Source organism: Leclercia sp. GLN_9 (genome assembly GCF_043105735.1).
GTDB lineage: Bacteria > Pseudomonadota > Gammaproteobacteria > Enterobacterales > Enterobacteriaceae > Enterobacter > Enterobacter adecarboxylatus.
The window spans coordinates 1-22,888 of record NZ_JBICLV010000031.1; the positions used below are offsets into that span (position 1 = coordinate 1).

16 protein-coding genes are annotated in these 22,888 nt (G+C 56.8%); 10 read left to right on the top strand and 6 right to left on the bottom strand.

All coding sequences use genetic code 11. The features are described from left to right. The first annotated feature begins 323 nt into the window (after positions 1-323). From metA to aceK, 4 genes are all read left to right on the top strand, one after another. Positions 324-1,253, top strand: coding sequence for a homoserine O-succinyltransferase (metA, locus tag ACF8PE_RS19045; RefSeq protein WP_032615921.1), 930 nt, complete (start codon positions 324-326; stop codon positions 1,251-1,253). Between the two features lie 270 nt (positions 1,254-1,523). After that, complete coding sequence (gene aceB / locus ACF8PE_RS19050; RefSeq protein ID WP_103793491.1) at positions 1,524-3,125, top strand: malate synthase A; 1,602 nt, start codon at positions 1,524-1,526, stop codon at positions 3,123-3,125. Positions 3,126-3,157: 32 nt separating this feature from the next. After that, on the top strand, positions 3,158-4,462 hold the full coding sequence (gene aceA / locus ACF8PE_RS19055) for an isocitrate lyase (protein ID WP_103793490.1): 1,305 nt from the start codon (positions 3,158-3,160) through the stop codon (positions 4,460-4,462). Positions 4,463-4,585: 123 nt separating this feature from the next. Continuing rightward, positions 4,586-6,343, top strand: coding sequence for a bifunctional isocitrate dehydrogenase kinase/phosphatase (gene aceK / locus ACF8PE_RS19060; RefSeq protein ID WP_204231188.1), 1,758 nt, complete (start codon positions 4,586-4,588; stop codon positions 6,341-6,343). Here aceK and ACF8PE_RS19065 read toward each other — a convergent pair. Then, positions 6,301-6,723 (bottom strand): ASCH domain-containing protein, encoded by a 423-nt coding sequence (locus ACF8PE_RS19065; protein ID WP_392495178.1) that lies wholly within the window; start codon positions 6,721-6,723, stop codon positions 6,301-6,303. The genes aceK and ACF8PE_RS19065 overlap by 43 nt on opposite strands. Next, a complete protein-coding gene (gene iclR / locus ACF8PE_RS19070) occupies positions 6,723-7,547 on the bottom strand; it encodes a glyoxylate bypass operon transcriptional repressor IclR (RefSeq protein WP_392495179.1) in 825 nt (274 codons plus the stop codon). The genes ACF8PE_RS19065 and iclR overlap by 1 nt, the downstream gene beginning before the upstream one ends. Before the next feature lie 194 nt (positions 7,548-7,741). Here iclR and metH point away from each other — a divergent pair, with 194 nt between their 5' ends. The 3 genes from metH to rluF all read left to right on the top strand — a co-directional run bounded on the left by metH (position 7,742) and on the right by rluF (position 14,297). Beyond that, on the top strand, positions 7,742-11,425 hold the full coding sequence (metH, locus tag ACF8PE_RS19075) for a methionine synthase (protein WP_145963911.1): 3,684 nt from the start codon (positions 7,742-7,744) through the stop codon (positions 11,423-11,425). Positions 11,426-11,643: 218 nt separating this feature from the next. Next, positions 11,644-13,275: a Na/Pi cotransporter family protein gene (locus tag ACF8PE_RS19080; RefSeq protein WP_032615934.1), complete on the top strand. Its 1,632-nt coding sequence runs from the start codon at positions 11,644-11,646 to the stop codon at positions 13,273-13,275. 146 nt (positions 13,276-13,421) lie between these two features. After that, positions 13,422-14,297 carry a 23S rRNA pseudouridine(2604) synthase RluF gene (gene rluF / locus ACF8PE_RS19085; protein WP_032615936.1) on the top strand — a complete coding sequence of 292 codons (876 nt, stop codon included), beginning with the start codon at positions 13,422-13,424 and terminating at the stop codon, positions 14,295-14,297. On the opposite strand, the gene ACF8PE_RS19090 is transcribed toward rluF, so the two are convergent. From ACF8PE_RS19090 to rtcR, 3 genes are all read right to left on the bottom strand, one after another. Continuing rightward, a complete protein-coding gene (locus ACF8PE_RS19090; protein WP_032615937.1) occupies positions 14,298-14,570 on the bottom strand; it encodes a DUF3811 domain-containing protein in 273 nt (90 codons plus the stop codon). Positions 14,571-14,633: 63 nt separating this feature from the next. Beyond that, positions 14,634-15,578 carry a ketopantoate/pantoate/pantothenate transporter PanS gene (gene panS / locus ACF8PE_RS19095; RefSeq protein ID WP_336653883.1) on the bottom strand — a complete coding sequence of 315 codons (945 nt, stop codon included), beginning with the start codon at positions 15,576-15,578 and terminating at the stop codon, positions 14,634-14,636. A 112-nt stretch (positions 15,579-15,690) separates the two neighbouring features. Next, positions 15,691-17,265 (bottom strand): RNA repair transcriptional activator RtcR, encoded by a 1,575-nt coding sequence (rtcR, locus tag ACF8PE_RS19100; protein ID WP_392495180.1) that lies wholly within the window; start codon positions 17,263-17,265, stop codon positions 15,691-15,693. Positions 17,266-17,452: 187 nt separating this feature from the next. On the opposite strand from rtcR, the gene ACF8PE_RS19105 reads away from it, so the two are divergent. Both ACF8PE_RS19105 and ACF8PE_RS19110 read left to right on the top strand, forming a co-directional pair. After that, positions 17,453-18,679: an RtcB family protein gene (locus ACF8PE_RS19105; RefSeq protein WP_077226927.1), complete on the top strand. Its 1,227-nt coding sequence runs from the start codon at positions 17,453-17,455 to the stop codon at positions 18,677-18,679. A 5-nt stretch (positions 18,680-18,684) separates the two neighbouring features. Next, entirely contained in the window at positions 18,685-19,473 is a 789-nt protein-coding gene (locus ACF8PE_RS19110) for a nucleotidyltransferase domain-containing protein (RefSeq protein ID WP_117386852.1), read from the top strand. Between the two features lie 33 nt (positions 19,474-19,506). Here ACF8PE_RS19110 and lysC read toward each other — a convergent pair whose 3' ends face one another. Then, on the bottom strand, positions 19,507-20,856 hold the full coding sequence (lysC, locus tag ACF8PE_RS19115; RefSeq protein ID WP_032615947.1) for a lysine-sensitive aspartokinase 3: 1,350 nt from the start codon (positions 20,854-20,856) through the stop codon (positions 19,507-19,509). A gap of 304 nt (positions 20,857-21,160) precedes the next feature. Here lysC and pgi point away from each other — a divergent pair, with 304 nt between their 5' ends. Continuing rightward, entirely contained in the window at positions 21,161-22,810 is a 1,650-nt protein-coding gene (gene pgi / locus ACF8PE_RS19120; protein WP_032615948.1) for a glucose-6-phosphate isomerase, read from the top strand. Positions 22,811-22,888: the final 78 nt, after the last annotated feature.

Below are 22,888 nucleotides of genomic sequence, written 5' to 3' on the forward strand. Positions count from 1 at the left end.
GGAAACCCCGTACCGCAAGGTACGGGGTTTTTTGTCGTCTGCACGAAACTCTCAGGCCCTGCAACCCTGCAACCCTGCAACCCTGCAACCCTCAAACCCTCAAACCCTGAAGCCATGAAACCCAGAAACCGGTCGGGTGGCGGCTCCGCCTTACCCGGCCTGCGGATCACGCCGCGCCGCCCGGCAATTCCAGCCGCACCTACTCCCCTTCCTTGAAACTTTCTCACCTTTCACATGCAGGCTCGACATTTGGCTTATTCCTGGTTATTGTCAGCTATCTGGATGTCTAAACGTTTATACGTATGCTGTGAGGATATAAGGTTATGCCGATTAGGGTGCAGGACGAGCTACCAGCCGTCAATTTCTTGCGTGATGAGAATGTCTTTGTAATGACGGCATCGCGCGCTACAGGTCAGGAAATTCGTCCTTTGAAGGTGCTTATCCTTAACCTGATGCCAAAGAAAATTGAGACGGAAAACCAGTTCCTCCGCTTACTCTCTAACTCCCCGCTGCAGGTTGATATCCAGCTGTTGCGTATTGATGCGCGTGAATCCCGTAACACACCTTCAGAGCATCTCAATAACTTCTACTGTAACTTCGATGATATTCGCGACGAGAATTTCGATGGCCTAATCGTTACCGGTGCCCCGCTAGGTCTGGTTGAGTTCAACGATGTAGCCTACTGGCCGCAAATCAAGCAGGTACTTGAGTGGGCCAAAGATCATGTCACCTCTACGCTGTTTGTGTGTTGGGCGGTACAGGCGGCACTCAATATTCTTTACGGCATCCCTAAGCAAACGCGCACCGAAAAACTTTCTGGCGTCTATGAGCACCATATTCTGCACCCTCATGCATTGCTGACGCGGGGCTTTGATGATTCCTTCCTGGCTCCCCATTCACGCTATGCCGACTTCCCGGCAGCACTGATCCGTGACTACACCGATCTGGAGATCCTGGCAGAAAGCGAAGAGGGTGATGCCTACCTGTTCGCTAGCAAAGATAAACGCATCGCCTTTGTCACTGGCCATCCTGAATACGATCCCGACACCCTGGCGAGCGAGTATTTCCGTGATGTCGAAGCGGGTTTAAACCCGGACGTGCCGTACAACTATTTTCCACAAAACGATCCGCAGAACAAACCGCGGGCAACCTGGCGCAGCCATGGCAACCTGCTGTTTACTAACTGGCTCAACTACTACGTCTACCAGATCACACCATACGATCTGCGCCACATGAATCCGACGCTGGATTAATCCTCTGACGATCCTCTTCCTGTAGCGTTTCAGCTCACCAGTTAAGGCACCTTCGGGTGCCTTTTTTATTTCCGAAATAAACTCCGCTTGATGACTAACTTTTAATTGCATAAATATCAGGCAGTTAAATGCATTTTAAATTAAAAATGGAAATAGTTTTTGATTTTACGATAAATTGAGATAGTCTTTATTTTGCTGAACGAAAACTACACAACGATCTTTCGTTCGCCTGGGGGAAGTGAATTTGGATCAATGACGAGGAGCAGCACAATGAATCAACAGGCAACCATTATCGATGAACTGGCGTTTAACCAACCGCATGGCGAGCAGGAGCAGCAGGTCCTGACGCCCGAGGCCGTTGAGTTTCTTACCGAGCTGGTGACCCGTTTCACGCCAAAGCGCAATAAATTACTGGCGGCACGTATCCAGCAGCAGCAAGACATTGATAATGGAAAGCTACCGGACTTTATTTCGGAAACCGCTTCCATTCGAGAAGGTGACTGGACGATTCGCGGCATCCCGCAGGACCTGCAGGATCGACGTGTGGAGATCACCGGCCCGGTGGAGCGCAAGATGGTGATCAATGCGCTCAATGCCAATGTGAAAGTCTTTATGGCCGATTTTGAAGATTCGCTGGCGCCCGACTGGAGCAAAGTGATCGAAGGGCAGATTAACCTGCGCGACGCGGTGAATGGCACTATCAGTCACACCAACGAAGCAGGAAAAATTTATCAGCTCAAGCCCAACCCGGCAGTCCTGGTCTGTCGTGTACGCGGCCTGCATTTACCGGAAAAACATGTGACCTGGAATGGGGAAGCGATCCCCGGCAGCCTGTTCGACTTTGCCCTCTATTTCTTCCACAACCATAAAAATCTGCTGGCAAAAGGCAGCGGCCCCTATTTCTACCTGCCGAAAACCCAGTCCTGGCAGGAAGCGGCCTGGTGGAGTGAGGTCTTTAGTTATGCCGAAGATCGTTTCGGGCTGCCACGCGGCACCATCAAAGCCACGCTACTGATTGAAACCCTGCCGGCTGTATTCCAGATGGACGAAATACTGCATGCCCTGCGTGACCACATTGTTGGCCTGAACTGTGGCCGTTGGGACTATATCTTCAGCTATATCAAAACGCTGAAAAACCACCCCGATCGCGTCCTGCCGGATCGCCAGGTGGTCACCATGGATAAATCATTCCTGAATGCCTACTCGCGTCTGTTAATCAAAACCTGCCATAAACGCGGCGCTTTCGCGATGGGCGGGATGGCGGCGTTCATTCCGAGCAAAGACAGCGAGCGTAACACCCAGGTTCTGAAGAAAGTGAAGGCCGATAAAGAGCTGGAGGCCAACAACGGCCATGACGGCACCTGGGTGGCGCATCCGGGTCTGGCTGATACCGCCATGGAAGTCTTCAACCGCATTCTCGGTGATAACAAAAACCAGCTGCACGTCACCCGTGAGGACGACGCGCCTGTCACCGCCGCCCAGCTGCTTGAGCCGTGCGAGGGCGAACGCACCGAAGAGGGAATGCGCGCCAATATCCGCGTGGCGGTGCAGTACATCGAGGCGTGGATTTCCGGCAACGGCTGTGTGCCGATTTACGGTCTGATGGAAGATGCCGCTACCGCCGAGATCTCACGTACCTCTATCTGGCAGTGGATCCATCATCAAAAGACGCTCAGCAACGGCAAACCGGTTACCAAAGCCCTGTTCCGCCAGATGCTGTCGGAAGAGATGCTGAACATTCAGGAAGAGCTGGGCGAGCATCGCTTCAGCAGTGGTCGCTTCGACGCCGCGGCACGCCTGATGGAACAGATCACCACCTCAGACGAGTTAATCGACTTCCTGACGCTGCCTGGCTACCGCCTGCTGGCGTGATTTCACCACATAACAATATGGAGCATCTGCACATGAAAACCCGTACCCAACAGATCGAAGCATTACAAAATGAGTGGACTCAACCGCGCTGGGAAGGCATTGAACGCCCTTATAGCGCAGAGGAAGTGGTGAAGTTACGCGGTTCGGTCAACCCGGAGTGCACCCTGGCGCAACTGGGCGCGGCCAAAATGTGGCGTCTGCTGCACGGCGAATCGAAAAAGGGCTACATCAACAGCCTCGGTGCATTAACGGGCGGCCAGGCGTTGCAGCAGGCGAAAGCAGGCATTGAAGCGATCTATCTGTCAGGCTGGCAGGTTGCGGCAGACGCCAACCTGGCCTCCAGCATGTACCCGGATCAATCCCTCTATCCGGCAAACTCTGTTCCGGCGGTGGTGGAGCGCATTAACAATACCTTCCGCCGTGCGGATCAGATCCAGTGGGCGTCCGGTATTGAGCCGCAGGATCCACGCTTTGTGGATTACTTCCTGCCGATTGTCGCCGATGCGGAAGCCGGTTTTGGCGGGGTACTGAATGCTTTCGAGCTGATGAAATCGATGATTGAAGCCGGTGCAGCGGCCGTTCACTTTGAAGATCAGCTGGCCTCAGTGAAGAAGTGCGGACACATGGGCGGCAAAGTGCTGGTGCCGACTCAGGAAGCCATTCAGAAACTGGTGGCGGCCCGTCTGGCTGCTGATGTGCTGGGCGTTCCGACGCTGGTGATTGCCCGTACCGATGCCGATGCGGCAGATCTGATCACCTCAGATTGTGACCCTTATGACAGCCCGTTTATTACCGGGGAACGTACCAGCGAAGGTTTCTATCGTACCCATGCTGGCATTGAACAGGCGATCAGCCGTGGCCTGGCGTATGCCCCTTATGCTGACCTGGTGTGGTGCGAAACCTCCACCCCGGACCTGGCGCTGGCTAAACGCTTTGCCGACGCCATCCATGCAAAATATCCGGGCAAACTGCTTGCCTATAACTGCTCCCCATCCTTCAACTGGCAGAAAAATCTGGACGATAAAACTATCGCCAGTTTCCAGCAGGCGCTGTCTGACATGGGCTACAAGTACCAGTTCATTACCCTGGCGGGCATTCACAGCATGTGGTTCAACATGTTCGACCTGGCGCACGCCTATGCTCAGGGCGAGGGCATGAAGCACTATGTCGAGAAGGTCCAGCAGCCGGAGTTCGAAGCCAGCAAGCAGGGCTATACCTTTGCCTCGCATCAGCAGGAAGTGGGAACCGGCTACTTCGATAAAGTGACGACCATTATTCAGGGCGGCACCTCCTCCGTGACCGCACTGACAGGCTCAACCGAAGAAGCACAGTTCTGATCTCCTCACCCTGACCCTCTCCCCACAGGGGGGAGGGAACAAAAGGGCGTGAGTTATTACGGTTGGCACAATACAGCGTTACGCCTTCTCCCTGTGGCGAGAGGGCAGGGGTAAGGGAGAGCTATGTCGCGTGAGCTGGAGTTACTGATTGCACAAACCATTCTGCAGGGCTTCGATGCCCAGTACGGTCGTTTCCTTGAAGTGACATCCGGGGCGCAGCAGCGCTTTGAGCAGGCTGACTGGCACGCCGTGCAGCAGGCGATGAAGCAACGTATTCATCTTTATGATCACCACGTTGGCCTGGTGGTGGAGCAATTACGCTGTATTACCGGGCACACCATTACCGATGCCGCATTCTTACTGCGAGTGAAAGAGCATTACACTCATCTGCTGCCGGATTACCCTCGCTTTGAAATAGCGGAAAGCTTTTTCAATTCCGTCTATTGTCGGCTGTTCGATCACCGCTCTTTATCACCGGAGCGGCTCTTTATTTTCAGCTCTCAGCCTGAGCAACGTTTTCGTATCCTGCCGCGACCGCTGGCAAAAGACTTTTTCCCCGACAACGGCTGGGAAGCATTACTCACCAAAGTGTTAGCCGATCTCCCTTTGCGCCTGCCGTGGCAAAACCGTGCCCGTGATGTGGGCTATATCATCGCGCATTTGTCCGAGGCGGTGGGGACAGAGACGCTGCAAAACAGCTATTTGCAGGTCGCTAACGAATTGTTCTATCGCAATAAAGCGGCCTGGCTGGTTGGCAAACTGATGACGCCCGACGGCACCGTACCGTTTTTAGTGCCCATACATCGCAGTGATGAAGGACAACTGGCGGTGGATACCTGCCTGACCACCAACACCGAGGCCAGCATCGTTTTCGGCTTCGCCCGCTCTTATTTTATGGTCTATGCCCCGCAGCCAGGGGCGCTGGTGGAGTGGCTGCGGGAGATCCTGCCTGGTAAAACCACCGCCGAACTGTATATGGCGATAGGGTGTCAGAAACACGCCAAAACTGAGAGCTATCGGGAATACCTGCACTATATCGCCCATGCCGACGAGCAGTTTATCGAGGCACCGGGCATTCGCGGAATGGTAATGCTGGTCTTTACCCTGCCGGGGTTTGACCGGGTCTTTAAGGTGATTAAGGATAAATTTGCCCCGCAGAAAGAGATGTCTGCCGCTCACGTCCGCGCCTGCTATCAGCTGGTTAAGGAGCACGACCGCGTCGGGCGAATGGCCGATACCCAGGAGTTTGAGAATTTCGTACTTGATAAGCGACAGATTGCGCCGGAACTGATGGCGCTCTTGCTCCAGGAAGCACCAGGCAAGATCACTGACCTGGGGGACCGGATTGCCATCAGCCATCTTTATATCGAACGCCGGATGGTCCCGCTCAATATCTGGCTGGAGCAGGCGGAAGGGCAGGTTCTCCACGATGCCATCGAAGAGTACGGCAACGCTATCCGTCAGCTGGCAGCGGCTAACATTTTCCCGGGCGATATGTTGTTTAAAAACTTTGGCGTCACCCGGCACGGACGGGTCGTGTTCTACGATTACGACGAAATTTGCTACATGACGGAAGTGAATTTCCGTGAGATCCCGCCGCCGCGTTATCCAGAGGATGAGTTCGCCAGCGAGCCGTGGTACAGCGTCTCACCCGGGGATGTCTTCCCGGAAGAGTTTCGGCACTGGCTATGTGCCGACCCGCGCATTGGGGCGCTATTTGAGGAGATGCATGCCGATCTGTTCCGGGCGGACTACTGGCGCAGGTTGCAAACACGCATTAAGAACGGGCACGTGGAGGACGTATACGCCTACCGCCGTCGCCAGCGGTTTAGCGTACGTTATGGCTGGCCGGCGAGCTCCACCACGGCAAACTCTTCGTAAATCAGCTCCATTTCCGGCGACCAGCTTCCTTCTCGCTCAAAGAACTGCTGATGAGCCGATTGCCAGTAAGCCAGGCTGAGATCGCCTTCCCCTTCCATGGCGGCCAGTTCGGCGGTCATTTCATCGAAACGTATCAGCCTGAGCGCGAGCGTGCGTATAACGCAGACGGCATCGCCCGCGCCGTTCAGCACAATATGGTACGCGCCGGGCGTGACGGGAGGCTGCTCCTGGCGGTAGCTGGCTAACGAACAGCAGGTGCCGCGCTTTTTACCGGCCACCACCAGTGCCGCCAGCTCGTCGACCAACGTCGGCGAATCGCCAAAAGCCCAGCATAACGCCTGCGGATATTTATCCTGCCAGTAGGATTTTAACGTGCTCATCAGCGCGCTCCGCCGTACGCCAGCGTCACTTCTTTAGCAGCCTTAATCACCAGCGCGCCCAGCTCGGTCACCCGGTCATCGGTCATCCGCGAGATCGGCCCGGAAATGGAGATGGCGGCAAATGGCTCGCGATGCTCATCATAAATGCACGCCGCAAGGCAGCGCAGGCCGAGGGCATGCTCTTCATCATCAAAGGAGTAACCGCGCTTACGCGTCAGGGCTAAATCCTCTTTCAGATGTAACGGTGACACCAGCGTCGCATGGGTATAAGCGTGTAAGCCTTTGCGATGCAACAGGCCGGTGACCTGCTCTTCGCTGAGCTGGGACAGAAATGCTTTGCCTGCCCCGGAGGCGTGCATCGGCAGCTTGCCGCCAATGGGGGCCGACATGCGCATCAGCTGGGTACACTGCACCTGGTCGATAATAATCGCCTGGTAATCGCTCTGGTCGAGCACCGCCAGGTTGACCGTCTCGCCGGAATCCTCCATCAGCTTACGCAGGATCGGGTGCACAATGGCGAGCAGGTTACGGCTCTGCAAAAAGCTGCTGCCGACGATAAACGCGTGGGCACCCACGGACCAGTGCCCCAGTTCGCCCACCTGACGCACAAAGCCCAGTTGCTGCATGGTGGTGAGCAGGCGATGGGTGGTGGAGTTCGGCAAGCCTGCCTGTTGGGCCAGCTCGGTCAGCGCCACGCTGCTGTGCGACTCGGCTATCCACTCCAGCAGTTTAAGGCCCCGCGTCAGAGACTGGACTTGTCCACCCGGCTGGGCGGTTGCGGCGGCAGGTTTTCTGCCGCGTTTAGCGGGAACGGTGGCGACCATAACAGGCTCCTTTTTCTGTATCGTGGAAATCATTTTCGTTTTATTTGGGCGTTTTGCAACCGCTATCCGTACTGATCGGAGGAGTTATAGTGAACATGTCTCATGTTACCGCGGTGTGACTTTTCCCTCTTGCAAGATTATGCCAGTATGGTCTGCTGGCCTTTTGGCCTGGTTGACCGTTGTCGGGAGCAAGTGTGAGCAGCAAAGTAGATCAACTGCGTGCGCAGTTAAATGAACGCATTCTGGTGCTGGATGGCGGTATGGGCACCATGATCCAGAGCTATCGTCTGAGTGAAGACGACTTTCGCGGCGACCGCTTCGCCGACTGGCCCTGCGATCTAAAAGGCAACAATGACCTGCTGGTTCTTAGCAAGCCAGAGATTATCGCCGCCATTCATTACGCCTATTTCGAGGCGGGCGCGGATATCGTTGAGACCAACACCTTCAACTCGACAACTATCGCCATGGCGGATTACCAGATGGAATCCCTGTCGGCGGAGATCAACTACGAGGCGGCCAAACTGGCGCGTGCCTGCGCCGATGAATGGACCGCCCGCACCCCGGAAAAACCGCGCTACGTAGCAGGCGTGCTTGGCCCGACCAACCGCACCGCCTCTATTTCACCGGACGTGAACGATCCGGCGTTTCGTAATATCACCTTTGACCAGCTGGTGGCCGCGTACCGCGAGTCGACCCGTGCGCTGGTGGAGGGCGGGTCCGATCTGATCATGATTGAAACGGTGTTCGATACCCTCAACGCTAAAGCCGCAATCTATGCGGTGAAAGAGGAGTTCGACGCGCTGGGCGTGGATCTGCCGATCATGATCTCCGGTACGATCACCGATGCTTCTGGCCGTACCCTCTCAGGACAAACCACGGAAGCGTTTTACAACTCCCTGCGCCACGCCGATGCCCTGAGCTTTGGCCTGAACTGTGCGCTGGGGCCGGACGAACTGCGCCAGTATGTGCAGGAGCTGTCGCGCATCGCCGAATGCTACGTCACTGCTCACCCGAACGCCGGTCTGCCGAATGCCTTCGGTGAATACGATCTCGACGCCGGGACGATGGCGGCGCAGATCCGCGAATGGGCTGAATCCGGGTTCCTGAATATCGTCGGCGGCTGCTGCGGCACCACGCCAGAGCATATCGCCGCCATGAGCAATGCGGTGGCAGGCCTGGCCCCGCGCAAGCTGCCCGAACTGCCGGTTGCCTGCCGACTGGCCGGACTTGAGCCGCTGAACATCGGCGATGACAGCCTGTTTGTGAACGTGGGTGAACGTACCAACGTGACTGGCTCCGCGAAGTTCAAGCGCCTGATTAAAGAAGAGAAATACAGCGAAGCGCTGGACGTTGCCCGCCAGCAGGTTGAGAGCGGCGCGCAAATTATTGATATCAACATGGATGAGGGGATGCTCGACGCCGAAGCGGCGATGGTGCGTTTCCTTAATCTCATCGCCGGGGAGCCGGACATTGCCCGCGTGCCGATTATGATCGACTCCTCGAAATGGGAAGTGATCGAGAAAGGCCTGAAGTGCATTCAGGGCAAGGGCATCGTTAACTCCATCTCCATGAAAGAGGGTGTCGAACCTTTTATACATCACGCGAAGTTGGTGCGCCGCTACGGTGCCGCCGTGGTGGTGATGGCCTTCGATGAGGTCGGCCAGGCTGACACCCGCGAGCGCAAAATTGAGATCTGCCGCCGCGCGTACAAAATTTTGACCGAAGAGGTTGGTTTCCCACCGGAAGACATTATCTTTGACCCGAACATCTTTGCCGTGGCGACCGGGATCGAAGAGCATAACAACTATGCTCAGGACTTTATCGGGGCCTGTGAAGACATCAAACGCGAGCTGCCGCATGCCCTGATCTCAGGCGGTGTCTCCAACGTCTCGTTCTCGTTCCGCGGTAACGACCCGGTGCGTGAAGCGATCCACGCGGTATTTCTCTACTACGCCATCCGTAACGGCATGGATATGGGTATCGTCAACGCCGGGCAGCTGGCGATTTATGACGACCTGCCTGCCGAACTGCGCGACGCGGTTGAAGACGTGATTCTGAACCGCCGCGACGACGCCACCGAGCGCATGCTGGAGCTGGCTGAAAAATACCGCGGCAGCAAAGCCGACGACAGTGCCAACGTCCAGCAGGCCGAGTGGCGCTCCTGGGACGTGAATAAGCGTCTTGAGTATTCGCTGGTGAAAGGCATCACCGAGTTTATCGAACAAGATACCGAAGAGGCACGCCAGCAGGCCACACGCCCGATTGAAGTGATCGAAGGGCCACTGATGGACGGCATGAACGTGGTCGGGGATCTGTTCGGCGAGGGCAAAATGTTCCTGCCGCAGGTGGTCAAATCCGCTCGCGTCATGAAGCAGGCGGTGGCGTATCTGGAACCCTTTATCGAAGCCAGTAAAGAGAAAGGTTCCAGCAACGGCAAGATGGTGATCGCCACCGTGAAAGGCGACGTGCATGACATCGGCAAAAACATCGTCGGTGTGGTGTTGCAGTGTAATAACTACGAAATTATCGATCTGGGCGTGATGGTGCCGGCGGATAAAATCCTCAAAACCGCGCGCGAAGTGAATGCTGACCTGATTGGCCTCTCAGGGCTGATCACCCCGTCGCTGGACGAAATGGTCAACGTGGCGAAAGAGATGGAGCGCCAGGGCTTTACCCTGCCGCTGCTGATTGGTGGCGCGACCACCTCGAAAGCACACACCGCGGTGAAGATCGAGCAGAACTACAGCGGGCCGACGGTATACGTACAGAACGCCTCGCGCACGGTAGGTGTGGTCTCGGCGCTGCTGTCAGCAACCCAGCGTGACGACTTTGTTGCCAGAACCCGCAAAGAGTACGAAACGGTGCGTATCCAGCACGCGCGCAAAAAACCGCGCACCCCGCCAGTGACCCTGGCGGCGGCACGGGATAACGACCTGGCCTTTGACTGGGCCAGCTATACGCCGCCCGTCGCCCATCGCCTGGGCGTGCAGGAGGTAACAGCCAGCATCGAAACCCTGCGTAACTATATCGACTGGACGCCGTTCTTTATGACCTGGTCGCTGGCCGGGAAATATCCCCGCATCCTCGAAGACGAGGTGGTGGGTGAAGAAGCCCAGCGCCTGTTTAAAGACGCCAACGACCTGCTCGACCAGCTCAGCGCAGAGAAAACCCTCAATCCGCGCGGCGTGGTGGGGCTGTTCCCGGCGAACCGCGTGGGGGATGATATCGAGATCTATCGCGATGAAACCCGCACCCACGTGCTGACGGTCAGCCACCATCTGCGTCAGCAGACGGAGAAGGTCGGTTTTGCCAACTACTGCCTGGCCGACTTCGTCGCGCCGAAGCTGAGCGGTAAAGCCGACTACATCGGTGCCTTTGCCGTGACCGGCGGGCTGGAGGAGGACGCGCTGGCGGATGCCTTCGAAGCGCAGCATGATGATTACAACAAAATCATGGTCAAAGCGATCGCCGACCGTCTGGCCGAAGCGTTTGCCGAGTACCTGCATGAGCGGGTGCGTAAAGTGTACTGGGGCTATGCGCCGAACGAGAACCTCAGCAACGAGGAGCTGATCCGCGAGAACTACCAGGGGATCCGCCCGGCGCCAGGCTATCCGGCCTGCCCGGAGCACACCGAGAAAGGCACCATCTGGCAACTGCTGGATGTCGAAGCCCATACCGGCATGAAACTCACGGAATCCTTCGCCATGTGGCCGGGTGCATCGGTGTCCGGCTGGTATTTCAGCCACCCTGACAGCAAGTACTACGCTGTGGCGCAGATCCAGCGCGACCAGGTAGAGGATTATGCCCTGCGTAAGGGGATGAGCGTCGCGGAGGTAGAGCGCTGGCTGGCGCCGAATCTGGGGTACGACGCAGACTAAGGTCACGTTTCCTTACAACAAACAGGGCACCCACAGGGTGCCCTGTCTCTTTCTGACATTTAAGACCTTATACTGAACGAAGGTTCCTTCGATATTGCCCGGTGGCGCTTTTGCTAACCGTACATGCGCCCGGGCGGGATAAGCCATCGCCGTCATCCGGCAATACAGCCTGCAAGGAACCTCAGGAAAACGGATAACGAAAAGGAGAACCGATACTCGTGCTGACACTGCTACATCTGCTTTCTGCCGTGGCGTTGCTGGTCTGGGGCACACATATTGTCCGCACCGGCGTAATGCGCGTTTTTGGCGCCCGCTTACGTACCGTTCTCAGCCGCAGCGTTGAGAAAAAGCCGCTCGCGTTCTGTGCCGGCATTGGCGTCACTGCGCTGGTGCAAAGCAGCAATGCCACCACCATGCTGGTCACCTCGTTTGTGGCTCAGGATCTGGTGGCGCTGACCCCTGCGCTGGTGATTGTCCTCGGCGCAGATGTCGGCACCGCGCTAATGGCGCGCGTATTAACCTTCGATCTCTCCTGGCTGTCGCCGTTGCTGATTTTCATTGGCGTCATATTTTTCCTTGGCCGCAAACAGACCCGCGCCGGGCAACTGGGACGGGTGGGGATTGGCCTTGGGCTGATTTTGCTGGCGCTGGAGCTGATCGTTCAGGCTGTCACCCCTATCACCCAGGCCAGCGGCGTGCAGGTCATCTTTGCCTCGCTGACCGGCGATATCCTGCTGGATGCGCTGATTGGCGCAGTGTTTGCCCTGATCAGCTACTCCAGCCTGGCGGCGGTGCTGCTTACCGCCACGCTCACCACGGCAGGGATCATCTCCTTCCCGGTGGCCTTGTGTCTGGTTATTGGTGCCAACCTCGGCTCCGGCCTGCTGGCGGTACTTAATAACAGCGCCGCCAACGCCGCAGCCCGTCGCGTGGCGCTCGGCAGCCTGCTGTTCAAGCTGGTGGGGAGCCTGGTCATCCTGCCGTTCGTCTATCCGCTCGCGAATCTGATGGACAACCTGCCGCTGCCAAAATCGGAGCTGGTGATTTACTTCCACGTCTTCTACAACCTGGTGCGCTGCGTGGCGATGGTACCCTTTGCCGAGCCAATGGCGCGGTTCTGTAAGCGGGTTATCCGCGATGAGCCAGAGCTGGATGCGCGCCTGAAGCCGAAGCATCTGGATACCTCAGCCCTGGACACCCCGGCGCTGGCGCTGGCCAATGCCGCCCGGGAGACGCTGCGCATGGGCGATGCCATGGAGCTGATGCTGGAGGGGTTGAAAAAGGTCATGCACGGCGAGCCGCGAGAAGAGAAAGATCTGCGCAAGCTCGCGGATGATATCAACGTGCTCTATACCGCCATTAAGCTCTATCTGGCGCGGATGCCCAAAGATGAGCTGGCGGAGGAGGAGTCCCGCCGCTGGGCAGAGATCATCGAGATGTCCCTCAACCTGGAGCAGGCCTCTGATATCGTCGAGCGCATGGGGAGTGAAATCGCGGATAAATCGCTGGCGGCCCGGCGGGCGTTTTCCCTCGAAGGGGTCAAAGAGCTGGATGCGCTGCACGACCAGCTCCTCGCCAACCTGAAGCTGGCGATGTCGGTCTTCTTCTCCAGCGATCTGGCCAGCGCCCGTCGTCTGCGTCGTAATAAGCACCGTTTCCGTATCCTCAACCGCCGCTATTCCCACGCGCACGTTGACCGACTGCACCAGCAAAACGTGCAAAGCATCGAGACCAGCTCCCTGCATATGGGCCTGCTGGGGGATATGAAGCGTCTTAACTCGCTCTTCTGCGCGGTGGCATACAGTGTGATGGAGCAGCCGGACGAAGACGACAGCCGGGATGAGTATTAATCTGGATAACGCCTCGCAGGACCACACTGCGGGGCCTGATACGCAGGTCATGACGTTCAGCAAACCGGAGACCTGTCTCAGTGACCGTGGGCTGATCTTTTTACCAGCCCAAACCTAAGGTATATTTCGCCTCTACAGGAGAAATTATGCTGCCAACTCAATCCACCCGATTAAACAAATACATTAGCGAGAGCGGGATCTGCTCGCGCCGCGAGGCTGACCGTTACATCGAACAGGGCAACGTGTTTATCAACGGTAAACGCGCCACTATTGGCGATCAGGTTGTTCCTGGCGATGTGGTCAAAGTGAATGGTCAACTGATCGAGCCACGGAACGAAGAAGACCTGGTGTTTATCGCGCTGAATAAACCGGTTGGCATTGTCAGTACCACGGAAGATGGCGAGCGCGACAACATCGTGGATTTCGTTAACCACAGCAGCCGTATCTTCCCGATTGGCCGTCTGGATAAAGACTCTCAGGGGCTGATTTTCCTCACTAACCACGGCGATCTGGTGAATAAGATCCTGCGGGCCGGTAACGACCACGAGAAAGAGTATATCGTTACGGTCAACAAGCCGGTGACGGATGATTTCATTCGCGGGATGGGGGCGGGCGTTCCGATCCTCGGCACGGTCACGAAAAAGTGCAAAGTGAAGAAAGAGGCACCGTTCGCCTTCCGTATCACTCTGGTTCAGGGGTTAAACCGCCAGATCCGCCGCATGTGCGAACATTTTGGTTTTGAAGTAACGAAGCTGGAACGTACCCGCATCATGAACGTTAGCCTCTCCGGCATCCCGCTGGGCGAGTGGCGCGATCTGACCGACGACGAGCTAATTGAGCTGTTCAAGCTGATCGAGAACTCATCCTCAGAAGCGAAGCCAAAAGCGAAGGCAAAGCCGAAAACGCAGGGCATCAAACGCCCGGTGGTCAAGGCGCCGCAAACGGAAGAGAAAAGCCGGGGCAAACCGGCCGGAAACGGCAAACGCTTTACCCAGCCAGGGCGCAAAAAGAAAGGGCGCTAATCAGCGCCTTCCACGGGTTGGGGTATTCGCCGACCAGGAAAATGTCGCCTCTTTATCCACCTTATAAGCCTGCTCTTTTCTCAGCTTGCGGGCTTTTTTAGCGTCCTGTTCACGCTGCGCCATCAGTTTGTCGATGTACTCTTTCTTCACGTGATTGGTTTCGGCGTTGGTCAGCAGTCGGCCATGGGCGATACGGGCGCGATCGAGCAGGGTTTTCAGTTCGCGCTGCTCGCTTTCCGTCATGTCTTTCTGGGTCAATCTCGGTGTGGACATACCTGAAGCCTCCTGTGGACGAGGCTTCAGTGTAAAGCATGCCTTCGCTGCCGCGAAGCTGAATTAACCTTCCTTCACCACATCGTGTTTCTTTTGGTCCTCGATCGGCTTACCTGACCAGTAACCCGCCAGCAGGGAACCGGAAAGGTTATGCCATACCGAGAACAGCGCGCCAGGCAGTGCCGCCAGCGGCGAGAAGTAAATTTTGCCGAGCGCAGCGGCCAGACCTGAGTTTTGCATCCCCACTTCAATCGCCAGCGTACGGCAGGTGGACTCGTCAAAGCCAAACAGCTTCCCACCCCAGTAGCCACCCAGCAGTCCTATGATGTTATGCAGCACCACAGCGATAATCACCACAAAACCGACAGAGGCGATGTGTGCCGCAGAGCCCGCCACCACGGCGCTGATAATCGCCAGAATGCAGACCATCGAAAACGCCGGCAGATACGGCTCCACGGCTTTCACCAGCCGTGGGAACAGGTGATGAATAATCAGCCCCAGCGCAATCGGGATCACCACGATTTGCAGAATGCTCAGCAGCATTCCCATCACATCCACCTGAATGTGGGCATCCACATACAGACGTGTCAGCAGCGGCGTCGCCACCACGCCCACCAGCGTGGAGACGGAGGAGATCGTCACCGACAGCGCCACATCCCCCTTCGCCAGATAGATCATCACGTTGGAGGCCGTACCGCTGGCCACGCTGCCTACCAGCACCATCCCGGCGGAGAGATCCGGCGGCATCTTAAAGGCGATGGCCAGCACCCAGGCGGCCAGAGGCATGACCAGGTAGTGCAGGAAAATCCCCGCCGCAACCGGTGCCGGGCGTGACAGCACGCGTTTAAAATCGTCGATTTTCAGGTGCACGCCCATGCCGAACATGATCAGCATCAGCAGCGTAGTAACCCACGGGCCAATGGAGGTAAAGGTGGTTGGCGTGTAATACGCGAGAACAGAGAGCAGCAGCGCCCATAACGGGAACAGCCGGGTGATAGCGGATAACATACGTATTCCTTGCGATTGTGTTGTGTCATGTAGTTATAAAAAAAGCCGGGTTCAAGCCCGGCTTAGAGATAGTGTTTATCCTGCTAATGATTTTTGTTCAACCAAATTTTCTTCATGATCCCGGGTGGAGGTGTTCCCAGCTCAGGCCAAAGCGGGCGAGATATTTGCGCAGCCTGTCGGCATCGTTAGGGTTGGTTTTCTTCATGCGCGAAACCGCAAAGAGTTCCCGTCCGGCCTCGGATAAAGAGGCGCTACGACGGCACACCTCCAGTACGGTTTCCAGCTGTCGCTGGTCGAAAAGATCCAGGTCCATGACCGGAGATGGCGCGGCGGTCTGCCAGCCCTCCTGCAACCTGACGATCTCCTCCTCAACAAGCGCTAAGGTGATGCGCCCCTGTTCGGCAAGCGTGGCCATCCGCGCGACAGAAGAACCCAGTTCACGAAAGTTGCCGCGCCATAACGCCTGAGGCGAGTCAGCAAAACGCAAATAGCGCTCACGCGCCTCTTTATCGAAACGCACCTGGGATTGCGTTTGCGTCGCGAAACGTTGCAGTTCGTACTCCACGTTGGGGGCGATATCCTCCCGCCGCTGCGCCAGGCCGGGCAGGGCAAAACTCCACATATTGATACGCGCCCAGAGATCCTCACGAAAACGCCCTTCCGCCACCCACTGCCGCATATCCCGGTGCGTACCGGCAATCAGCTGAAAATCACTTTTGACCTCTTTATCGGAGCCAAACGGGAAGAAGGTTTTCTCTTCGATAGCCTTCAACAGCATGGCTTGTTCGTCGAGGCCCAGTTCAGCGATCTCATCTAAAAACAATACGCCGCCGTCGGCCTCACGCAGCAGTCCGGCGCGCGCGGTTGCCGCCCCGGTAAATGCCCCTTTGACATGGCCGAACAGGGTGGACATGGCGTTGTCCCCCCGCAGCGTGGCGCAGTTGACCGCCACCAGCCTGCCCGTCAGCTGATGGCGGGATTGCTTAAGCTGATATATACGGTTGGCGAGGAAGGATTTTCCGGCCCCTGTGGGGCCAGTCAGCAAAACAGGGGCGGTCGAGCGTAGCGCCACGCGCTCGATCTGGTCGATGAGGGCGTTGAAGGTAGCATTACGGGTATCAATCCCCGCTTTCAGGAACGAAATGGATTCCTGCTGCTCGCGCTGAAAGCGGCTGGTCAGCGTGGTATAGCGGCTTAAATCCAGGTCGATGATCGAGTAACGCCCGATGGGTACGGCCTCTTCGGAGGCATCCCTGCTGGCGGGGCCGGTCTGGATCAGGCTGGCGGGGAGATACCGCGCTTCGGTCAGTAAAAACCAGCAGATCTGTGCCACGTGGGTGCCGGTAGTAATATGCACCAGGTACTCTTCATTCTCGGTGTCAAACGTGTAATGGGTGGCGAAGTCGAGGAACGCGGCGTAGACCTCTTCAAAATCCCAGGGATCGGCAATGGTTACGGGCCAGGGGCGCACGGTGGTATGGGGTGAAAGCAGCCTGATGTCTTCCGTTATCTGTTCCGCCATCCCTCGATCCTGCGGCTGGTGGAGCAACTCCAGCCTGTCGACGGGGAGACCGGGCTGCTGGCAAAGCGCGACGGTCGGGCGCCATTTGCGTAAGCGGTTGGCCCGCTTGCCGCGTTTGTCCATCACCGTGCCCAGAACACCAATAACCACTCGCCGCTTTTTCATGTTTATCCTGCAAGATAAAAACCGATACTAAAAGATAAAAATATTCTGCGGGTTAAGCAATGTCTGGCGAGGCGTTGAAAATAAAAGGCAATATAATCAATCATATAAATTTTATCTGTGGAGGCACAGGATTCTGGCACGCTTCTGGCAATACTTCCGGTAACAGACAGTCCTGAGGGTCAGCACCATGAAAAAGAATGATTTTGACGTGTTAACGGCGCAGCACAGTGCGCCCGTAAAAATGTGGACGCATGGCGTGCCCGTGGAGCCAGAGGCGCGCGAGCAGCTGCTGAATACCGCGAAGATGCCGTTTATTTTTAAACATCTGGCGGTGATGCCGGATGTCCATCTCGGGAAAGGCTCCACCATTGGCAGCGTGATCCCCACCAAAGGGGCCATCATTCCGGCGGCGGTGGGGGTGGATATCGGCTGCGGGATGATTGCCGTACGAACATCCCTTCTGGCAGCCGATCTGCCGGATAATCTTCACGGTCTGCGCAGCGCCATTGAACAGGCGGTGCCACACGGGCGCACCAATACCCGCTCCCGTCGCGACAAGGGAGCATGGGAAAAGACCCCGGATGAAGTGGATAACCATTGGGCGACGCTGGCACCACGCTTTAAGCGGCTGACGGATAAGTATCCGCAGCTGCTGAAAACCAATAACCATCAGCATCTGGGCACGCTGGGTACCGGCAATCACTTTATCGAGATCTGTCTGGACGAGCAGCAACGCGTGTGGGTCATGCTGCACAGCGGCTCGCGCGGCGTGGGCAACGCGATCGGCAATGTGTTTATTACTCTGGCGCAGAAAGATATGCAGCAGCATATCGCCAACCTGCCGGACAGAAACCTGGCCTACTTCCAGGAGGGGAGTCGGCACTATAACGATTACATCGAAGCCGTGGAGTGGGCGCAGGATTTTGCCCGCCATAACCGCGAGGTGATGATGGCGCGCGTGCTGGCCGCGCTCTCGCGCATTGTGCCAAAACCTTTCCTGACCCAGCAGGAGGCGGTGAATTGCCATCACAACTATGTTCAGAAAGAGCGGCATTTTGGTGAAGAGGTACTGGTGACGCGCAAAGGGGCGGTATCGGCGCAGAAGGGCGAGATGGGGATCATCCCCGGCTCGATGGGCGCGAAGAGCTTTATCGTGCGCGGCCTGGGCAATGAAGAGAGCTTTTGCTCCTGCAGCCACGGGGCAGGGCGGGTGATGAGCCGGACGGCGGCCAAAAAACGCTTCACCGTTGCCGATCAGATCCGCGCCACGGCCCACGTCGAGTGCAGAAAAGACAACGAGGTAATCGATGAGATCCCGATGGCCTATAAAGACATTGATGCCGTTATGGCGGCCCAGGCCTCACTGGTCGAAATCGTTCATACCCTGCGTCAGGTTGTGTGTGTAAAAGGATAAAAGAGATGACTGATAACGGTGTGGATACCGCCATGCGCGAGCGCGTGCGGCAGCAACTCCACGAAATAGAGCAGCGATTCAATGTCACCGTGCTGTACGCCTGCGAATCGGGCAGCCGGGGCTGGGGATTCGCCTCCCCGGACAGCGATTATGACGTGCGCTTCCTGTATGTGCATAAGCCTGACTGGTATTTACGCGTCGAACCGCAGCGGGACGTGATCGAGCTGCCCATAGACGACGAACTGGACGTCAGCGGCTGGGAGTGGCGCAAGGCGCTTGGCCTGCTTAAAGCGGCCAACCCTACGCTTATCGAGTGGCTGGATTCGCCGGTGGTCTATCAGCAGAGCGACAGGGTGATAACAGAGCTACGCGCGCAGGTGCCCGCCTGGTTTTCCCCTGTGCGTGCGCGCTGGCATTACTACTCGATGGCACGCAAAAACTTCCGCGTTTATTTACAGGACGAAGAAGTGCGGCTGAAGAAGTACTTTTATGTCCTGCGACCGCTGTTAGCGGTGCGCTGGGTAGAGGCAGGAAAAGGCATGCCGCCGATGCGTTTTGCCGAACTGCTGGCGGGAAGCGAGCTTGATGCGGCGTTACGTCAGGAGATCGATGAGCTGCTGGCGATAAAACAGCGCGCGGGAGAAGCACAGTACGGCCCGAGACGCCCTTTGCTGCACGCTTTTATTCAGCATGAGCTCGAACGGGGTGAAAACCCACCCACGCTGCCCGACAGCCGCGATGGTGATATAGCCTCGCTGGATTCACTGCTGATGAGAACGGTGTTGGCAGGATAAAAAAATGGCCCGGTTATCCGGGCCATGTTCATCTTACTCAAACAAGTTGTGATGCAGCTTCTGCACAACCTGCTCGGCTTCGGCGCCAGGCACCAGGAAGCACAGGTTGTAGCTGGATGCGCCGTAGCAAATCATGCGGATGTTGAACGGCTCCAGCACGCCAAATACCTCTTTGCCCACGCCGCTGGCGCGGGACAGCTCGTTGCCGATGATGGCCACCAGGGCGAGATCTTCTTCCACCTCGACACGGCACAGTTCCGACAGCTCCATCAGCAGGGACTGGGTCAGCAGGGTATCACCGGTGGAGGTAGAGCCTGTGGTATCCAGGGTCAGGGCGATGTTCACTTCTGAGGTGGTCACCAGATCGACCGAGATGCTGTGGCGCGCCAGAATGCTAAACACGTCGGCCAGGAAGCCGCGGGAGTGCAACATGCTCAGGCTGTGCAGGGTCAGCAGGGTCTGCTTGCGACGCAGCGCCAGGGCACGGAACAGCGGCGGGTTTTCGGTGGTATTGCACACCATGGTGCCGCCCGCTTTCGGATCTTTACTGGAGCCAACAAAAACAGGAATATCGCTGCGCACGGCAGGCATCAGCGTCGCCGGATGCAGTACTTTCGCACCAAAGGTCGCCATCTCAGCGGCTTCTTCAAAGGCGATCACATCAATACGTTTTGCCGCCGGTACCACGCGCGGGTCGGTGGTGTAGATACCCGGCACGTCCGTCCAGATATCCACGCGGGATGCCTTCAGGGCTTCGCCCAGCAGGGCTGCGGTGTAGTCGCTGCCGCCACGGCCCAGCGTAGTGGTGCGGCCTTTGGCCTCGCTACCGATAAAGCCCTGGGTGATGACAATGCCTTCTGCCAGACGCGGTGCCAGCTGTTGGGTGGTCAGTTCGGCAATGGCGGTAATGTCCGGCTCGGCACGGCCAAAGCGGTCGCTGGTGCGCAGCACTTTACGCACGTCAAACCACAGCGAGTCAACGTTACGCTCGCGCAGCACTTCGACAAACAGCAGGGTCGACATCAGTTCACCGTGGCTGACCAGTTCGTCGGTCAGGGCGGTGGAGGTGGCCAGAGAGGCGGCTTCCGCCAGGGTGATGATATTTTCCAGCAGACGCTCAATTTCTTCGCTGATCACGCTTGGATCGCGCAGGCGGCTAAGAATATCGAACTGAATTTTGTGCAGCGCTTCGAGCTTCGCCTGGCGCTCGCTCGCTTCCAGCCCTTCAGCAAGGGCGACCAACAGATTGGTGACGCCAGCCGAAGCGGACAGCACCACCAGGCGGGTATCAGGATCGGCCAGCACCACATCGGCGCTGCGGTTCATGGCGTCGTAATCGGCCACGCTGGTACCGCCAAATTTGGCGACAACAAAACTCGTCATAACAACCTCGTGTCAGGGAAGGAAAAAAGCGACCATGGCACAAGGACAAAATAGTTTTATCGGTGCAGGCGCAAATACCGTGTGTATAAATAAAATGTGCAGGGGATCCTGTCAACGCCGGGATTATGCGGATTTTTCATGCTGCCTTCCATATGAGAAACAGGACTTATAACAGCTATACTTTTGGAGCTTTTGAGCTGCACTTGATGCAGGCCAGGCCAATGGCATAAAAACCATCACAATTTTTGGCGACAGAGGCTACAATCGACCGAGGTCACAATTCTCAATTCAGAAGAGTATTGCTATGAAAAATATCAATCCAACGCAGACTTCAGCCTGGCAGGCATTACAGAAACATTTTGATGAAATGAAAGACGTCACCATCGCGGAACTGTTCGCGAAAGATGGCGATCGTTTCAGCAAGTTCTCCGCAACCTTCGACGATCAGATGCTGGTCGATTTTTCCAAAAACCGCATCACCGAAGAGACGCTGGCAAAACTGCAGGATCTGGCGAAAGAGACCGATCTGAGCGGTGCCATCAAGTCCATGTTCTCCGGTGAGAAGATCAACCGCACCGAAGACCGCGCAGTACTGCATGTGGCTCTGCGTAACCGTAGCAATACCCCTATTATCGTTGACGGCAAAGATGTGATGCCGGAAGTGAACGCCGTACTGGAAAAGATGAAAGCCTTCTCTGAAGCCATCATCTCCGGTAACTGGAAAGGCTACACTGGCCAGGCGATCACCGACGTAGTCAACATCGGTATCGGCGGCTCCGACCTCGGCCCGTTCATGGTGACCGAAGCGCTGCGTCCATATAAAAATCACCTCAACATGCACTTTGTCTCTAACGTCGATGGCACCCACATCGCCGAAGTGCTGAAAAAGGTGAACCCGGAAACCACCCTGTTCCTGGTGGCGTCCAAAACCTTCACCACCCAGGAAACCATGACCAATGCCCACAGCGCGCGCGACTGGTTCCTGAAAACGGCTGGCGACGAGCAGCATGTTGCGAAACACTTCGCGGCGCTCTCTACCAACGCCAAAGCGGTTGGCGAGTTCGGCATCGACACCGCCAACATGTTTGAATTCTGGGATTGGGTAGGGGGTCGTTACTCCCTGTGGTCCGCTATCGGCCTGTCGATCATCCTCTCCGTGGGCTACGACAACTTTGTTGAGCTGCTCTCCGGCGCGCACGCGATGGACAACCACTTCGCCAACACCGCACCAGAGAAAAACCTGCCGGTACTGCTGGCGCTGATCGGCATCTGGTACAACAACTTCTTCGGCGCTGAAACCGAAGCGATCCTGCCGTACGACCAGTACATGCACCGTTTCGCGGCCTACTTCCAGCAGGGCAACATGGAATCCAACGGTAAATACGTTGACCGTAACGGCAACGCCGTGGATTACCAGACCGGCCCAATCATCTGGGGTGAGCCAGGCACCAACGGTCAGCACGCGTTCTATCAGCTGATCCACCAGGGCACCAAAATGGTTCCTTGCGACTTTATCGCCCCGGCCATTACGCACAACCCGCTGTCTGACCACCATCCGAAGCTGCTGTCGAACTTCTTCGCGCAAACTGAAGCGCTGGCGTTCGGTAAAGCGCGTGATGTGGTTGAGCAGGAGTATCGCGATCAGGGTAAAGATCCTGCGACCCTGGACCACGTTGTGCCGTTCAAAGTGTTCGAAGGCAACCGTCCAACGAACTCCATCCTGCTGCGTGAGATCACCCCGTTCAGCCTGGGCGCGCTGATTGCCCTGTATGAGCACAAAATCTTCACCCAGGGCGCCATCCTGAACATCTTCACTTTCGACCAGTGGGGCGTGGAGCTGGGTAAACAGCTGGCTAACCGCATTCTGCCGGAGCTGGGTGATAACCAGGATATTAACAGCCACGACAGCTCTACCAACGGTCTGATTAACCGTTATAAAGCATGGCGTGCCTAATCTCGCTGCTGTGAACAGTTTCGGCTTATTGCCGTAATGCCGCTTAGTTAAGCCCGGTGGATTGTTCCGTTCACCTCA

Coding starts and splice junctions, on each gene's coding strand:
- metA (WP_032615921.1), top strand. CDS start 324: ATGCCGATTAGGGTGCAGGACGAGCTACCAGCCGTCAATTTCTTGCGT.
- aceB (WP_103793491.1), top strand. CDS start 1,524: ATGAATCAACAGGCAACCATTATCGATGAACTGGCGTTTAACCAACCG.
- aceA (WP_103793490.1), top strand. CDS start 3,158: ATGAAAACCCGTACCCAACAGATCGAAGCATTACAAAATGAGTGGACT.
- aceK (WP_204231188.1), top strand. CDS start 4,586: ATGTCGCGTGAGCTGGAGTTACTGATTGCACAAACCATTCTGCAGGGC.
- ACF8PE_RS19065 (WP_392495178.1), bottom strand. CDS start 6,723: ATGAGCACGTTAAAATCCTACTGGCAGGATAAATATCCGCAGGCGTTA.
- iclR (WP_392495179.1), bottom strand. CDS start 7,547: ATGGTCGCCACCGTTCCCGCTAAACGCGGCAGAAAACCTGCCGCCGCA.
- rluF (WP_032615936.1), top strand. CDS start 13,422: ATGCTGCCAACTCAATCCACCCGATTAAACAAATACATTAGCGAGAGC.
- ACF8PE_RS19090 (WP_032615937.1), bottom strand. CDS start 14,570: ATGTCCACACCGAGATTGACCCAGAAAGACATGACGGAAAGCGAGCAG.
- panS (WP_336653883.1), bottom strand. CDS start 15,578: ATGTTATCCGCTATCACCCGGCTGTTCCCGTTATGGGCGCTGCTGCTC.
- rtcR (WP_392495180.1), bottom strand. CDS start 17,265: ATGAAAAAGCGGCGAGTGGTTATTGGTGTTCTGGGCACGGTGATGGAC.
- ACF8PE_RS19105 (WP_077226927.1), top strand. CDS start 17,453: ATGAAAAAGAATGATTTTGACGTGTTAACGGCGCAGCACAGTGCGCCC.
- ACF8PE_RS19110 (WP_117386852.1), top strand. CDS start 18,685: ATGACTGATAACGGTGTGGATACCGCCATGCGCGAGCGCGTGCGGCAG.
- lysC (WP_032615947.1), bottom strand. CDS start 20,856: ATGACGAGTTTTGTTGTCGCCAAATTTGGCGGTACCAGCGTGGCCGAT.
- pgi (WP_032615948.1), top strand. CDS start 21,161: ATGAAAAATATCAATCCAACGCAGACTTCAGCCTGGCAGGCATTACAG.